The 1,777-nt window shown below is 44.3% G+C and carries 1 protein-coding gene; it reads right to left on the bottom strand.

From position 1 onward, the window contains the following. Positions 1–220: 220 nt before the first annotated feature. The gene (locus BZJ21_RS15245; protein WP_077670251.1) at positions 221–1,258 is read right to left on the bottom strand and encodes a YaaC family protein; all 1,038 of its coding nucleotides are present in this window, start codon (positions 1,256–1,258) and stop codon (positions 221–223) included. Positions 1,259–1,777 lie beyond the last annotated feature (519 nt).

The following is a 1,777-nucleotide window of genomic DNA, read 5'->3' as shown; positions in this document are numbered from 1 at the left end:
TACTGTGACTCTTCCTGAGATCGCAGGGTCTTTGACGTCTCGTATTAACGATAACTTTCAGATGTTCAATCATGCATCTTCAAGTTAATTGGGTATATGTCCACAGTTCCTCCATAAACTTAACGCCGCCATCAACTGCGTAGCGAGCCGGCGGTTTTTGTGCGCTTTTGCACAAAAAGTGGCGGTTTGCGGAGTCAGATTGCATGGCTTTGTTAGCACTTTAATTTCTTCCCGGAAGCATAAATTCGTGCCCGGTTAGCTCCGATGATATCTCATCAATGAATTGTGCTGTTGCCGAACTGACAAATTCAGATAGGAGCCAGTTATGTTGACAATCGAAATGCTTGGAAAGCTTGTCTGGAGTATATCGAGACATTTCTGATAGCTTGTGCATGGCAGCAAACGTAATAGTCATTGAACTCCGAGGAACAATACCAGGAGTATTCCCCCCACGCTTTATATACCATAATCTAGAAGCACCATTGATATAGTAGAGATGCTTTCTCAACCCCTTATGATAATTTTTATATCGCTGTAAGCTTGCCGGCCTTTGTTGAGGACGCCAATCAAAGCGGTTGCTAGCCCTGATAATCCATTTATCACTAATACTACCTTCTCGCTCAAATCCATTTGGTAACTTATTAATCGAGTGTTGGTTGGCAAACTTATCAGTTAGCTCGGCGCAAAACCAAGATTCATGCGTTGTTTGCGATCTTACAATTTTAGGGTTTGAGATAGGAATAAATAATTCGGTATCAGCACTATAAGTTAAATCAAATGCTCTATGTATATTTGGCAAGTTATACAAAAGGTCTTTTAATGTATAAATTTCGCCATTTGCGGGCTCACCTAAATGATTGCAAAGCGCTGGCAGGATACCTCCTGCCTTGAATTTCACTTTTTCATTACTCAGGGACGTTTGACCACCAATCGTAAACCCTGAAACCCCATGTTGATCGCTGAACTGCAAGCCCTTAGTCAAAAGAAGGGCTTTGGTTGCATTTAGAAAGCAATAATACGCAGTAAGCGGCGCTGACGTTTTAGGAAGTAGCTGTGTAGCATCATAGAAACTATGAGCTTGATTCCAGAAAAATCTCGCATCGTGCTTTCCGGCACGCTTAAGCCAAAGATCAACGTAATCCCATGTACTTGTAACAAGAACCGTTTTTTCATTGAAGTGAGGCTCTGAAACTGCTTTATGAATCGTAAGATTTTTATTCTTATGACTTATATCTCTAAATCCCAATTTTAACTCCATTCAAGGTGCGGATGTACGTGTAGTGCTAACATTGTATTAATGCACATGCGCGATTTACCAAAATCGTTATACGCGGCTTTTCTTATCTAACCCACTGTTGTGAATAACATTTTGAGCCTTTAGGGCCTGTCTCTTTTCCGAGAAAGTGTGCATGCCGCCTATCCCGGCTCACGCGTTCACATTATCCCGAAACAGTACCACCTAACCCACAATGCGTTACCACGCAGGAGCGTGGGAACGAGATGATAGGCTCAGCAGCCCCCACGCTACCGCCCTTTGGTTAGCGGCGTCCAAAAGGCCTTACAGGGCGATTTTTGCGGGCTAGGTTATCAGATGCTGGGCAGTGTGTTTAGGCAAAGGCGTCTAAAATGTTGGCGCGGTCAGGGTTTGGGAGTTTGTGGGGGGGGGGGGGGATAAACGCATCGAGTAGGGTGAGGCGTTGCCGCCTCATCCCTCTCACAGAACCGTACATACGGACCTCGTATACGGCTCATGCACACTTCCATTCAGCATAAATGC

This window comes from Salinivibrio costicola subsp. alcaliphilus, assembly GCF_001996185.1.
Taxonomy (GTDB): Bacteria; Pseudomonadota; Gammaproteobacteria; order Enterobacterales; family Vibrionaceae; genus Salinivibrio; species Salinivibrio costicola.
Note: the sequence above shows the minus strand (reverse complement) of the source record. Positions and strands in the feature narration are given on the sequence as shown.